Consider the following 13,603-nt stretch of genomic DNA (forward strand, 5'->3'; position numbering starts at 1 on the left):
TAGAGTACTAACAACAAGACCCCTACTGGATGTCGCAAACTCCTCGCAGGTGGACATCCGGCGACATAAAGCACAGCCGCCGCCATATACATGTACTGTCCTGCTGGAAGAGTTTAAGACTATCGGGTTTCCGATAGAGCGACCGCTGTCCAGGGGAGGGGATCGGTAGAAGGGGTTCGCGTACCAAGTTACGCCGATCACGCTAAGGAGGGAACAGAGTGGAAAAGTTCGACATCTTTAAAGACATTGCGGAACGGACGGGAGGCGACATCTATCTGGGCGTCGTCGGTCCGGTTCGAACCGGGAAATCGACCTTTATCAAGAAATTTATGGAGCAGATCGTCCTTCCGAACATCAAGGAAGAGGCGGACCGCGTACGCGCGACCGATGAATTGCCCCAGTCCGCAGCGGGTCGCACCATCATGACCACAGAACCGAAATTCATCCCGAACCAAGCGGTGGAAATCGCCGTTGCGGAGGGCTTGGAAATCAACGTCCGCCTCGTGGATTGCGTCGGCTACTGCGTCGACGGCGCCCGCGGGTACGAAGACGAAAACGGACCGCGCATGGTGAGCACCCCGTGGTTTGACGAGCCGGTGCCGTTCCAAGAAGCGGCGGAAGTCGGCACGCGCAAAGTCATCGCCGACCACTCCACCCTCGGCCTCGTCGTCACCACCGACGGCTCGATTGCGGAAATTCCGCGCGACAACTACATCGAAGCGGAAGAGCGCGTCATCTCCGAGCTCAAGGAACTCGGCAAGCCGTTCGTGATCGTCATCAACTCCGTCGAGCCGACCTCCGCGCGCTGCGAAGGGTTGCGCCAAGAGCTGATGGAGAAGTACGACATTCCGGTGCTGGCGCTCTCCGTTCAGCAGCTCAACCAAGAGGACATCATGAACGTCCTCCGCGAGGCGCTGTACGAATTCCCGGTCCACGAAGTCAACGTCAACCTGCCGAGCTGGGTCATGGTGCTGGACCAAGACCACTGGCTGCGCGCAAACTTCGAAGACTGCGTGAAGGAAACGGTCAAGGACATCCGCCGTCTGCGCGACATCGACCGCGTCGTCGGACACTTCTCCGAGTACGAGTTCGTCTCCCGCGCGGCGCTCGCCAACATGGACATGGGCCACGGGGTTGCCGACATCGACTTGATCGCGCCGGATGAACTGTACGACCAAGTGCTGACCGAAGTCGTCGGAGTGGAAATCGGCGGCAAAGATCACCTCTTGCAACTCATGAAAGACTTCACCTACGCGAAACGCGAGTACGATAAAGTGGCGGAGGCGCTGCGCATGGTCAAGATGACCGGCTACGGCATCGCGCCGCCGGTGCTCGAAGAGATGACCCTCGACGAGCCGGAACTGATCCGCCAAGGCTCACGCTTCGGTGTCCGCCTGAAAGCGACCGCGCCGTCGATCCACATGATCCGCGTGGACGTCGAATCGGAATTCGCGCCGATCGTCGGCACCGAGAAACAGTCGGAAGAGCTGGTGCGCTACCTGATGCAAGACTTTGAGGAAGATCCGCTGAAGATCTGGGATTCCGACATCTTCGGCAAGTCTCTGGCTGCGATCGTTCGCGAAGGCATCTCCGCGAAGCTGTCGATGATGCCGGAGAACGCGCAATACAAGCTCAAAGAAACGCTGGAACGCATCATCAACGAAGGCAGCGGCGGTCTGATCGCGATCATTCTGTAGTCCTAACAAGCAGGTCGAATTTTCACGAAAAGTCAGGTCTTTTGACCTGACTTTTTCATTTTCCTTGTATTTCTTGGTCTCTGTGGTATAATCAGCCTAGATTTGGGCAATAAGAGGTACTAGCTAGAGGAGGTGAGGTCATGAACAAAACGGATCTGATCAACCTGGTGTCCGAAAAAGCCGAACTGACGAAGAAGGACGCGGGCAACGCAGTGGACGCCGTCTTCGATGCAATCGTCGAGGCCCTCGCCAACGGTGACAAGGTGCAACTGATCGGCTTTGGGAACTTTGAAGTTCGCGAACGTTCCGCTCGCAAAGGTCGCAACCCGCAAACCGGCGAAGAGATCGAAATCGCGGCTTCCAAGACTCCGGCATTCAAACCGGGCAAGCAATTCAAGGATTCGATCAAGTAGGAATCCACATGATACATAAGGGAAAAGAGTCCGCACAATTGCGTGACTCTTTTTTTGTCTGGGAGGAAATCTTCCACAAACTGTGGAATAGTTCTGACAGAACCAGAACTTAAGAACTTAACCGTTCAAGGAGGAATCCAGCCATGTCCCAACTCACCCTGAACATTCCGACCCATTACAATTTTTCAGCCCAAATCGACGAATATGCTTCGTCTCATCCCGATCAACTCGCGGTCTATTGGGAGAACGAATCCGGAGATGTACATACGTTGACGTATGCAGAACTGCGCGCCCGCTCTGCACAATGGGCGAACGCGCTGACGGCACAAGGCATCACCCGCGGCGACAAAGTCCTCGTGCTGGTGCCGCGCCTCGTCGATACCTATCCGATCTACCTCGGCCTGATGAAAGTCGGCGCCGTCGTCATGCCGGGTTCGGAGATGCTCCGCACCAAGGACATTCAATACCGCGTCAACCATGCCGGAGCGAAAGCGGTGGTCGCGCATGTGAACATCATCGGCGAAGTCGAGCCGATGCGCGGGCAGTGCCCGTCTCTGACCACATTGATTTCCGTCGGCGGCGAGCAGGACGGCTGGCTCTCCTATGAATCGTTGATCGACGGCCAAGAAACCGCCTTCACGCCGGTGGAGACGCGTTCCGACGAGATGATGTTCCTCTCCTACACGTCCGGCACGACCGGCGGCCCCAAGGGCGTCATCCACACGCACGGCTGGCCGTATGTGCACCAGCGCATCGCGGCGACGTATTGGTTTGACGTGCAAGAGGGCGAGATGGCATGGGCGACAGCAGGTCCGGGCTGGGCGAAATGGGTGTGGAGCCCGTTTGTCGGGGTGCTTGGCAAAGGCGGTACGGCGTTTGTGTACGCGGGGCGTTTTTCGGCGGAGAAGTATCTGGAGTTGCTCGCGAAGCACCCGATTTCCGTGCTCTGCGCAACGCCGACCGAATACCGCATGATCGCCAAAGTGGACGGCCTTGAGCGTTTCAAATTGAAAGCCCTGCGCTCCGCATGCTCGGCAGGCGAACCGCTGAACCGCGAAGTGATCGACACGATGGAAAAACACTTCGGCTTGACGGTGCGCGACGGCTACGGCCAAACGGAGAACTCGCTGCTCGTCGGCAACTTCGTCGGCGGCACTGTGCGCGCGGGCTCAATGGGCGTGCCGTGTCCGGGTGTACGCGTCGCCATTATTGACGAGGATGGAAAGGAAGTCCCGCAAGGTCAAGTCGGCGACATCGCCGTGGACCGCACCGCGCCGGTGCTGTTCAAGGGGTACTTGAACGACCCGGAGCGCACGGCGAAAGCGCATCGCGGGGATTGGTACATCACCGGCGACCAAGGCAAAATGGACGAGGACGGCTACATCTGGTTTGAAGGCCGCGCCGACGACATCATCATCTCGTCAGGCTATACGATCGGGCCGTTTGAAGTCGAGGACGCGCTCGTGCAGCACCCGGACGTCGCGGAGTGCGCCGCCGTCTCGTCGCCGGACCCGGACCGCGGGGCGATCGTCAAAGCGTTCGTCGTGCTCAAGCGCCCGGAGTTGGCGGGTGAAGCGAAAGTGCGCGAACTGCAAGAGCATGTCAAAAACTTAACCGCGCCGTACAAGTATCCGCGTGAAATTGATTTTGTCGAGTCCCTGCCGAAGACGACCTCCGGCAAGATTCGCCGTGTGGAACTGCGCGCTGCGGAAAAAGCGAAGAAGAACAACTAAGAAGCAAAATTAGAGCGAAGAAGCACAAGTAGGAGGAAGCCATAGTCATGATCATCGTTCCGAACAACAGACTCGTACACACCTTCTCCATCGTCGCCTGCGATCCGAAAACGGGCGAGATGGGCGTTGCGGTGGCATCAAAATTCCTCGCCGTGGGCTCGATTGTGCCGTGGGCGCAAGCAAACGTCGGCGCTATCGCCACGCAGTCGTGGGCGAACACCGGATTTGGCCCGGACGGTTTGCGCATGCTGTCGGAAGGCAAGACGGCGCAAGAGACCCTGGAAGCACTGATCAAGGACGATCCGGGTTATCGTCAGCGCCAACTCGGCATCGTCGACAAACACGGCAACGCGGCGGCGTATACCGGCGTCGACTGCCATGATTGGGCGGGACAAGTGACAGGCGAAGGCTACAGCTGCCAAGGCAACCTGTTGACCGGGCCGGAAGTGGTCGACGCGATGAGCATCGCGTTCCAATATGCCAAGGGCGATCTCGCAGACCGCCTCCTGACCGCGCTGGTGGCAGGAGATGAAGCGGGCGGTGACAAGCGCGGACGCCAAGGGGCAGCGCTGTACGTTGTGAAGGAAAAAGGCTCCTACGACGGCTTCATCGACCGCTACGTCGACTTGCGCGTCGACGACAACGAGCACCCGATTCGCGAGCTGAAGCGCCTGCTCGGTCTGCACCGTCTGTACTTGGGCGAAACCGACCCGAACAAACTGCGTCCGATCGCGGGCGACACTCTGCAAGAGCTCGTCACGCACTTGATTCGCTTCGACTACCTGCCGACGGGCGAATACAGCTCCTACACCGAGCAAGTCAAAAAAGCTCTTCACGACTATTGTGCCGTTGAGAACTTCGATACGCGCTGGCGGGAAGACGATCAGATCGACGAAGAGATCCTCGTGTTTATGCGCGGCAAGTAGGATCGTGGTATCATGAAGAGAAGGAGGGAGATGCATGACTCGCAATTTAGTACGCAGTATGACCGTGCTTCTCTTGGTTTCCCTTCTCTTCCTCGGGGGGGCCCGCGCGGAGGCGAAGGGTTCGGCTGTCGCGGAATACACCGATCCGGACGGGATGACCGTCAAGAGTTTTTCGCCGAGTTGGAAAGACACGGCGAAACTGAAGGCCCTGCATGACGAACTGTACCAGAACGTGCACGGAGACGAGATCAAGCTGTTGAACGAGATCGACATCTACGACGACTATCCGCAAGGAGACGGCGTGGCGGGCCAATATATTTTTTCTACCATCGCTTCGGTGTTGCCGATCAAGCAGAAGATGCAGCCCGGCAAAATCGAGCTCTACGGCGGGCAGGAGCACCAAACCGTCGCATCGTTTGCCCATACGCTCAGTCACGAATATGGTCACCATGTAACCCATTACTATACGCTGTTGCAAGACGGCTTCCCGCTGACCGACGAAAGCAAGTGGAAAGACACGACCTATGCCCGCATGCGCGGGCTTTCCCATGACTCCCGCGTGGCGGTGGACGGCGTCGATCACCGCTGGCAGATCGCTGAGATCGCGGCGGAGGATTACGTGCAGCTGTTCGGTTCACCGAACGCCCACGCGCCGACCGAGTTTGCCTCCCGTGTGGAGCAAGCGCTCCAAGGCAAAGAGCCGTCCGCGATGTCGTGGAGCGCTTCCATGTACAACATCCAGCCGCAAGAGAACCTCTCGTTGCCGCTGGCCAGCCAAGTGCCGGGGCTGTACGAATGGCTGCACAAGCTGATGACAGGCACGGACGGAAGCTACAAACCGCCGGGCCAGCCCGTGCTGAACCTTGCGTCCTACACGAAACAGGGCGATGTCGGGTATCAGTTGCAGTTCACGTGGCATGCCGAGAACGAACCGAAGAACGTTCAATACACGCTCGTGACCTACACCGACAGCGACTTGCTCGCCGAGCCGATCGTCACGCGCGAGGCCGGGCAGAAACACGAAGTCCGCTACGGCCCCGTTGTCACGCGTCGAGGGGCGTACATCTACACGTATCAAGAGCCGTCCGCCAAGGGCGTGAGGCACTTCAAACTCTACGCGTTCGGCGACAACGGCTGGGTGTCGGAATCGCCGGTCTTGACGGTGGACATGAACAACCCGTCGTCCGTGCAAGTCGAGACCAAGGACAAGATCACACCGGTCGCGCGTCCGGCCGTCCCGGAGATGAAGGACGAGCCGGTGTTTGATTTCAAAGTGGGCAACGGCAGATGGTTGGAAGGGTTGGTCGGCGGTTTGAAGAGCGCGATCGACTCGATCACCTCGTTCCTGCGTTCGGTGTTGAGCTAGGCCGACACTCGACTCGGTGTGCGCAGGCGGGGAAATGGACGAGCATTTCCGAGGCAATGAGAAAAAGCGCGAGATTCTACAAGGGTTTGTCAAATGGAGGAGAAATTCGTTATGAGCCGCAAATACGTCCGATTTGAAGCAGCAGGCGCCGTTCGTTTCGGCGTCCTCGAAGGCGAAACCATCCACGAGTTGGCGGGGAACTTCCTGACCACCGAAGAACAAACCGGCGAGACGTTTGAGCTCTCCGGCGTGCGTCTGCTCGCGCCGACCGCGCCGTCGAAAGTGATGTGCATCGGACTGAACTACAAAGCCCACGCCGCAGAGCGCAACAAAAAAGTCCCGGACGAGCCGATGCTGTTCTTGAAGCCGGCGTCTGCGGTGATCGGCACGGGGGACGAGATCGTGTACCCGTCGATTGCGAAGAACGTGGACTTTGAAGGCGAGCTCGCGGTCGTGATCGGCAAGCGGACCCGCAACGTGAGCGTCGAGGAGGCGCGTGACGCGATTTTTGGCGTGACGGTGATGAACGATGTCTCGGAGCGCTATTACCAAGACCGTGACGGCCAGTGGGGGCGTGCGAAGGGCTTTGACACGTTCGCGCCGATCGGACCGTGCGTGGTGACGGGATTGAAGTATCAGGATCTGCACATCGAGACGAAAGTGAACGGCGACGTGAAGCAGTCGTCGCGCACGTCCGACATGATCTTCACGGTGGACGAGTTGGTATCGTTCTGCTCGCAAGTGATGACGCTTGAGCCGGGCGACATCTTGACCACCGGCACTCCGGAGGGCGTCGGCCCGATCCAGCCGGGCGACCGGATTGAGATGACGATCGAAGGCGTCGGGACGCTGGTGAACACGGTGCGTGCGCAGTCCTGATTTGGGAAGTGAATTCGGGCGAATGGCTAGGTCAAATGCGGCGGGTGATTCATCTACTGTAGCAACAACAGTGGAGGTGTTTTCTGTGGGAAAATCGAAACGCAAAGGCAAACATCATCACCAGAATGAAGTGATCTGCCCGCCGCAGTACGTGTATCACGATTTCTGCACGCAGCGTGTCGTAAAGCACATTCACCCGATTGTGAACATCCACCGAGAACACATTCAGTACGTGCCGAAACATGAGTTCCGCCCGACCAACCGCAAGGAAGTCGTCGACCCCGGCTATCGTCCGTTCTGCTGCTGAGGTATTTGAAGGAGGAAAAAACGTCTCTGCCTGCGGGCGGGGGCGTTTTTTTCGTAGGGTTTGGAGGCGGGCATTGGGGCTTGTGCGCTCAGGTGGAGAATTTGCGTGAGATCGCGAGTTCGGGGGAGGTGAGGTGGGCTCCTCGGGGAATTTGTTTTGTTTTAGTGGAAAGATTTTACCCTGCACACTTGCAAAGTCGTCTGGAGTTCGGTATACTCAATCTTGCCTGAACGACATGGCAGATAACAACTGAAACAACTTCGGAATATAGCGCAGCCTGGTAGCGCGCACCCTTGGGGTGGGTGAGGTCGTGGGTTCGAATCCCGCTATTCCGACCATATGAGTTGTAAGCGCACTGGGACTAGGTTCTGGTGCGTTTTTTCGTGTAGAGAGATGAGTGTAAAATTGTCGCAAGGGTGCGGTTCTGTGTGATGCAGGGGTTCGCTCCTTACAACGCCATTCCATTTGGGAAATCGACCATTTGGGAGGCGTTTTTTTTATGGCTGACAAGAGAACAGGCAGAAGGCCGAAGTTTGAGCGGAAGGCTGAAAAGACACCGAAGACGTTAGAAGAACTGTTTCAGGTGTTCTATGATGCCAAGGTATCCGAAGGGGTGTCAAAGCGGACTTTGGAGACGTACAGGGAGAATTTCAGGTTTCTGTGTGACTACCTCGACAGAGTTGAGTTATCACATTACATTGCTAATGTGGATGCGGAACTCCTTAGACGTTATCAGTCGTGGATGCTCACCGCAAAGTTGCGTTTTGATGGGCATGAACACAAGTCTGAGAAGGAAAAAACAGTAGGGCTCTCTCCTGTCACAGTCAACACGAGAACGAAAAACCTACGTACCATGTTCCGATTTCTCCGGACTGAGGGGTTGATCGAAGTCGATCCGTGGGAGCATGTGAGAAAGGTAGAAGAGCCTGAGATAGAGATCAAGGTTCTGAGCATTGAACAGCTTCAGAAGCTCCTACAGGCTCCTAATCAGCGCAGTTATGCAGGATTCCGAGACTTTGTACTCATGAACGTATTGATCGACGGATTCATGCGGATCAACGAAGCTGTGTCCTTGCAGATCAGTGACATTGATTTCGATCTTGAAATGGTGTCCCTCCGAGCAGAAGTCACCAAGACGAAACGCTTTCGTATGGTTCCTTTGCAGAAAAGCACAATGAAACTTTTGAAGGAACTGATTAACGAGAGCGAGGAGTTTGGGAGCGATTACGTATTCCTTACGAACTATGGCGATCCACTTACGGCAAACCAGTATCGTCACAGACTCAAAGAACACGCAAAAATTGCAGGAGTCAGTGTGAGGGTTCATCCACACCTGTTCAGGCATACCGCAGCGACGATCTTTCTTGAGCAAGGCGGGGAAGTTAGGCACTTGGCGAAGATTCTAGGACATGCAGACTTGCGAATGGTGATGCGGTATACGCACCTATCCAACAAGTCAATCAAGAGCCAGCATGAGCGGTTTACACCGTTGAATGTAGTGGTAGGCAAGCTACAAAAGGATCGGAAAACGATGAAGTAGTCATAGGGAGGGAGGGTCAAATACGACCCTCTCTTTTTTGTTCTGTTGCAATAAAGTACGCATTTTATTGAATTTTAAATAAATTGAAATATTTTAGTAATGCATGATATTTCTCGATTGAGTGAGGAGATTTTACGCAAATGACCTTCTTTGACTTTGACCAATTTTGATCTTTTGGAAAGTGTTTGCTAGATTAGGGATAGAAACTTCGACCCACATAGAGCGGCGGAGATTTCTGCAAGGAGCGAACGACACAATATTGTGTAGCAACTATACTATTATTGAAGTGGATATTATTTGAAGCATTATGATTCTCGTTCGACCATCAACTATCGCCATAATTCTCAGCCACGGTTCGTCCGTAAGAAATATTTTCGAGACGGAGCATTCGTGCCTACGCTTTTAGGTCGTGACATTTTGAGCCAGCAACATGTATTCGTGCTGGATTCGACTCTTTACCGCTATGATCATGGGGTCTACAAGCCTGACGGTGAAGTCAAATTGAAGGAGTTGGCCACAATCCTGCTTGGTGATGAATACAAGCAAGCGCGAGTCGAATGAAGTAATTCAATGGATCATGACGACATGCCGCCTCAGTGACGAACAACAGGTGAATCCTGACGATGGGATTTTGAATGTTGCGAATGGGTTGCTAAACTGGAAGACGGGTCAACTTTCTGCTCATACTCCTGATCGCCTAAGCACCATCCAACTTCCAGTTCATTATGACTCCAAAGCGACCAACGAGACAGTCATGAATTTCATCCAGTCTGTCGTACCAAATGACACAGTGGATACGATTTTTGAAATGATCGGCTACTGCCTAACGACACATTCTCGATACGAGAAAGCGTTATTGTTGATCGGATCAGGCGGTAATGGGAAAAGCACATTCATCAATATGCTGTCCGGCCTGTGTGGTTTCTCTAATATCTCTTCTGTATCACTTCATTCTCTTGAGTCAAACCGCTTTATGATGGCTCAGTTACGAGATAAACTAGTCAATACATTTTCCGATCTACCAAGAAATCAACTCCCGAATTCCCGCAATTTCAAAGGGATCGTATCTGGAGATTTGATGACAGCCGAGGACAAAGGAAAACCGCATTTCAGTTCCGACCCTACTCCAAATTGGTTTTTAGCACGAATGAGCTTCCAAGGAGTGCGGATACAACGCAGGGGTTTTATCGTCGTTGGATCATCGTCCCATTTGAGAAAAAGTTCAAGTCTGGTGAATCAGATGTGAATTTGTTTGCCAAGTTGACAAGCCCACAAGCCTTGTCTACGCTCCTCAACTATGCGATTCAAGGGTTAAGACGATTAGAGCAAAACAATGGATTTACTGAGTCAGAAACGATGAAAAATGCTTTGCAGCAGTACCGGCTGGAGAACGACAATGTTGTGAATTTCATTCAGCAATGTTGCGTAGTGAATGAATCAGAATCGATGCTTAAAACCCATTTGATGAAATCCTACCAGCGTTGGTGCGAGGAGTCAGGGTTTAAAGCATATGTTCTACAAACGAGTTCAAGCGCAATGCAGTATCCGAGAGTCGCAAGTCAAAGGCGATCCTTGTCATCGTTGGCATGGAATCAACCTTCTCGATAGCATGAGTTCATGAATTGGAACATGAGTTCCCAAGAAGATATGTACGGATTAATAGTTTTATTTACTTTTATTTAATGTGATTGGTTCATAAGTTCATAACTTTTCTCTATTCAGTGGGAAAATGGAAGAGAGAAAATAATATAGAACTGCTTCCAAAATTTGAACTTTTGAACTTATGTACCGCCTCGAAAAATTCAGGAAATCATGAAGCTAAAGTTTTGTACCTTTCATGTACCAAGTTGTGTACCGATTGGGGAGTGGCATATTGCTACTCTCCTTTTTTCGCTCTCTATATGCCTTTCTAAGCGATTTTTATATACAAGTGGTAGATGTATCCCCCTCGTTCACTTTTTCGTTGTGAGGCAAATTAGAGACGAAATATTTACCGTAAAACTACAATTTAATAGGAAGTGTGTTAGAGTGGCAAACGCCGCTCTTATTTTTTAGTTAATGCAAATTGTAACTGATGATGTTTCCTAGTGAAAATGCGGAATTGCGAAAGTAGTGTAATGAATATAAAATAAAAATAACTGAAACGAGGTGAATTGATGCTACAGGCAGACCCTTATGCTCTTCGCTATGCTGCCTCACGATTTTCTGTAGGAGCAAATGAGCTTCGATCTAATGCGACTCGACTGGTAGGACGAAAATCGGAACTTGTCTCTACTGGATGGAAAGGGACAGCTTCTCAAACTTTTGGTGCACAAGTGGAATCCCATGTAACCCACTTGAGAAAAAATGCCGATGTTTTGGAGAATGCAGCTACGGTGTTGAACAGCCTTGCTACCCATATGGATCATATCCTGGAACTTCGAAGGCAAGCACAACAGTATGAGATGGCAAGTTGGGAATATAGCGGAGATTCCCAAGACGATCTCCACCATCGGCAGAACTTAGCACGACAGGCAGCACATCTACGCCAACAGGCAGATTGGGAAGCAAACCAAGCGGATTCGGTAGCAAAAGGTCAGTTGGGTCAGATCATGTCGATGCTTCCTAATGTAATAAACAACGGAAGTCATGGGACTGGAAGTTCTGTTGAACTTGACGACCTACCGGAACCAATGAGGAGTTATTACTTGCGACATCCTGAACTTCGTGAGGCTGATTCAGTTTCGGAAGTTGTAGGTAAGTCTTCATGGGCAAGCGTCAAAAAGGTCGATGAAACTTCTATTCAGCAAGATAAGGAATTGAGATCCCGCTTACTAGCATTACTAAAACAGTTGACTAAAAAGGAAAGAATGGGTTGGTGGGATGAAAGTACCGATCAAATAGTGTTTCAAAAAGACTATGGAGATATGCCTACGGAAGAGTTGAAGGCTCAGATTTTTGCCCGTCTATATAAAATGCAAGGAGAAACAAATTCAACGGAAGACGAAATACAAGCCTTTTATGAGAGCGTTTCAATGGGAGCAGATTTTATCCCTGTTGTTGGAAATCTGAAAAGTCTTGTGGAGGCTTCAACTGGTCGAGATTATATAACAGGTGATGACCTTACTTGGGTTGAGAGAGGCTTTTCACTTGCAGGAGTTGTTGGTGGAGGGTTCATTAAATTAGGTGGCAAGTCAATCAAAACAGATAAGGGACTCAAATACATCTACGAAATAGCTAGAGGGCTACACGCTAGCGTAGAGGTAGGGCGTGAGGTGACTCTACCTCGAGTGGAGACATACGAACAAGCAAGAAACCTAGCGTTGGAGCTTGTCGGTGATTTAGGCCCCGATGCCAAATCGGTTATAGGGACTTTAGATAAAAGTCAAGGATATGGTAAAGTCATTGGTAGAAGATCGGAAGATGGGAAAGTGTTGTGGAGATTGGATTACGACCCGATAAAAGGAATGCACATTAATATTGAAGACTATCGTGAAGGGAAAGGGGAAAAAGCCATCAAACTCTGTATACCATTTGATGGAAATGAGGACACCTTTATCTCGTTATTAAAGCATTTAAATTAGGAGGAATGGATATGACTTTGTTTGAGGAGTGTGTTGAGGCATTAGGGGAATCGGTTACAGTATTGTCTCACGAAGATTCTCGAAAAGTGATCTTGAGGCTGCAAGAGTTGTTCCCGATCACCTTCTATGGAAGGATTGATTGGGATCAAGTGAAACAAAAGGTACCAGTTAAAACGATGGGCGATATCATTGATCAAGTCGTAGATTTCGAGTCCACTGTATATCTTATCTGGAGTGACGCTTCATTTCCAGTTCTGAAAACAGAGTTAGCTGACATGATCTTAAACAGGGATGATGTTCTCTGTGTATCATCGGATATATGGGTATTGAGTGTGGAAGAAGATTATGTCATTGAATTCTATCACGAAGGCGAAGTGACAGTTGGTTTGATAGGTTGAAGTTTGTTCCGAATTAATAACTGTATCATGTAGTTTCTATTAAGCCCCGAAATCATTTTTGAGCTTCAAAGCCTTATCCGATACAATGGAACTATCGGAGGGGATCATCGTGAATCAAAGAAGCCATGGAAGTTGGAAACGCAGCTCAAGTGGCACGCCGGCATGAAATCACCGCAAACATGGTTTATCGCTGGATGAAGCAGTCCAAGCACCAGGACTTCAAACAGGCTCGACCGGAAGCTAAGAAAGTGGCACCGTTTACTCCGAGTATGGAAGAGTATCGAGCCATCGAAGAAGAAAACGATAAATTGAAAAGGATCTTGGGTGAAAAAGACCTTGAAATCGAGATCCTGCGTGACCTTGTAAAAAAGGTCGACCCAACCTATCGCAGAAGATAGAAGTCGCCGACAAATGGATCGGGTTGGGATATCCGGTACGCACCGTCTTGCGTATTGTCGGTGTTTTAGAAGCCACGTGGTATGCCCGTAAGAAGCGGGAAGAACAGGGCGAAAAACCGAAGGTTTATAGTGGAGGTCGTCCGCAACCGGGTTATTCGCTGACCAGTGGGAAAAAACGGATTAGTGATGAGCAGATCAAAGAGTGGCTGTTGGAAGCAGTAGCTGGTGACGGGAATGCGTATGGATACCGCAAGTTGACAGTCCATTTGCAACGGGAGAAAAGCCTCATCATCAACAAGAAAAAAGTCTATCGACTCTGCCAAGAACTTGAGCTACTTCGTCCACAACGTCAAGTGAAGACCAAGTATCCTTGAAAGATCGCA

14 protein-coding genes and 1 tRNA gene are annotated in these 13,603 nt (G+C 51.8%); all 15 read left to right on the plus strand.

Annotated features, from left to right (window positions below; genetic code table 11):
• Positions 1-218: 218 nt before the first annotated feature.
• The 15 genes from spoIVA (at position 219) to EL26_RS23590 (ending at position 13,594) form a co-directional block, all read left to right on the plus strand.
• Entirely contained in the window at positions 219-1,697 is a 1,479-nt protein-coding gene (spoIVA, locus tag EL26_RS08075; RefSeq protein WP_038086538.1) for a stage IV sporulation protein A, read from the plus strand.
• 140 nt (positions 1,698-1,837) lie between these two features.
• Positions 1,838-2,110 (plus strand): HU family DNA-binding protein, encoded by a 273-nt coding sequence (locus EL26_RS08080; protein WP_038086541.1) that lies wholly within the window; start codon positions 1,838-1,840, stop codon positions 2,108-2,110.
• A 143-nt stretch (positions 2,111-2,253) separates the two neighbouring features.
• Positions 2,254-3,843, plus strand: a complete 1,590-nt coding sequence (locus EL26_RS08085) for an acetate--CoA ligase (RefSeq protein WP_038086545.1) — start codon at positions 2,254-2,256, stop codon at positions 3,841-3,843.
• 47 nt (positions 3,844-3,890) lie between these two features.
• A complete protein-coding gene (locus EL26_RS08090) occupies positions 3,891-4,769 on the plus strand; it encodes a DUF1028 domain-containing protein (protein ID WP_038086548.1) in 879 nt (292 codons plus the stop codon).
• Between the two features lie 34 nt (positions 4,770-4,803).
• Positions 4,804-6,135, plus strand: a complete 1,332-nt coding sequence (locus EL26_RS08095) for a hypothetical protein (RefSeq protein ID WP_152559206.1) — start codon at positions 4,804-4,806, stop codon at positions 6,133-6,135.
• Between the two features lie 111 nt (positions 6,136-6,246).
• The gene (locus tag EL26_RS08100; RefSeq protein ID WP_038086554.1) at positions 6,247-7,014 is read left to right on the plus strand and encodes a fumarylacetoacetate hydrolase family protein; all 768 of its coding nucleotides are present in this window, start codon (positions 6,247-6,249) and stop codon (positions 7,012-7,014) included.
• Positions 7,015-7,099: 85 nt separating this feature from the next.
• Positions 7,100-7,321: a hypothetical protein gene (locus EL26_RS25750; RefSeq protein WP_038086557.1), complete on the plus strand. Its 222-nt coding sequence runs from the start codon at positions 7,100-7,102 to the stop codon at positions 7,319-7,321.
• A 261-nt stretch (positions 7,322-7,582) separates the two neighbouring features.
• A tRNA-Pro gene (locus EL26_RS08110) sits at positions 7,583-7,659 on the plus strand.
• A 161-nt stretch (positions 7,660-7,820) separates the two neighbouring features.
• Complete coding sequence (locus EL26_RS08115; protein WP_038086560.1) at positions 7,821-8,861, plus strand: tyrosine-type recombinase/integrase; 1,041 nt, start codon at positions 7,821-7,823, stop codon at positions 8,859-8,861.
• Between the two features lie 532 nt (positions 8,862-9,393).
• The gene (locus tag EL26_RS24475) at positions 9,394-10,107 is read left to right on the plus strand and encodes a DNA primase family protein (protein WP_081857061.1); all 714 of its coding nucleotides are present in this window, start codon (positions 9,394-9,396) and stop codon (positions 10,105-10,107) included.
• 110 nt (positions 10,108-10,217) lie between these two features.
• Entirely contained in the window at positions 10,218-10,469 is a 252-nt protein-coding gene (locus tag EL26_RS26665) for a primase-like DNA-binding domain-containing protein (RefSeq protein WP_420802057.1), read from the plus strand.
• A gap of 548 nt (positions 10,470-11,017) precedes the next feature.
• Positions 11,018-12,424: a pre-toxin TG domain-containing protein gene (locus EL26_RS26170; RefSeq protein ID WP_081857063.1), complete on the plus strand. Its 1,407-nt coding sequence runs from the start codon at positions 11,018-11,020 to the stop codon at positions 12,422-12,424.
• Between the two features lie 11 nt (positions 12,425-12,435).
• Positions 12,436-12,822: a CDI toxin immunity protein gene (locus EL26_RS08130; RefSeq protein WP_038086568.1), complete on the plus strand. Its 387-nt coding sequence runs from the start codon at positions 12,436-12,438 to the stop codon at positions 12,820-12,822.
• Positions 12,823-12,947: 125 nt separating this feature from the next.
• Positions 12,948-13,220, plus strand: a complete 273-nt coding sequence (locus EL26_RS08135) for a transposase (protein WP_052036134.1) — start codon at positions 12,948-12,950, stop codon at positions 13,218-13,220.
• A 47-nt stretch (positions 13,221-13,267) separates the two neighbouring features.
• Positions 13,268-13,594: a helix-turn-helix domain-containing protein gene (locus EL26_RS23590; protein WP_161780682.1), complete on the plus strand. Its 327-nt coding sequence runs from the start codon at positions 13,268-13,270 to the stop codon at positions 13,592-13,594.
• Positions 13,595-13,603: the final 9 nt, after the last annotated feature.

This window comes from Tumebacillus flagellatus (genome assembly GCF_000714935.1).
GTDB classification, from domain to species: Bacteria; Bacillota; Bacilli; order Tumebacillales; family Tumebacillaceae; genus Tumebacillus; species Tumebacillus flagellatus.